The following is a 324-nucleotide window of genomic DNA, read 5'->3' as shown; positions in this document are numbered from 1 at the left end:
ATGGAACCACCTACAGCGCTGGCGACAATGCCATAATTGAGAATGTTGGCACGTTTACGCTCGACAGCACCGGTGCCTACACGTTTACGCCGGACGAAAACTGGAACGGCACGGTTCCGACGATCACTTATACGATCAGCGATGGGGAAGGTGGCACGGATACCGCCAATCTTACCATCACGGTTGATCCCGTCAACGACGCGCCAGAGGCCGTTGGTACGATTGTCGATCAGGCAAATGATGATGCTGACGCCATCACCTCGCTTGATGTGAGCGATTTCTTCAAGGACATTGATGGTGACACGCTCACCTATAGCGCCACGG

At 54.3% G+C, this 324-nt stretch carries 1 protein-coding gene; it reads left to right on the top strand.

Annotated elements, in window-relative coordinates; genetic code table 11:
• Window positions 1–324, top strand: a 324-nt coding sequence (locus tag QSJ70_RS27490; protein ID WP_285541389.1) for a cadherin-like domain-containing protein, incomplete at both ends; no start/stop codon positions are given.

Origin of the sequence: Brucella sp. NBRC 12950 (genome assembly GCF_030268145.1) — a bacterium.
Taxonomy (GTDB): domain Bacteria; phylum Pseudomonadota; class Alphaproteobacteria; order Rhizobiales; family Rhizobiaceae; genus Brucella.
This window is presented reverse-complemented; position numbering and strand designations above follow the sequence as displayed.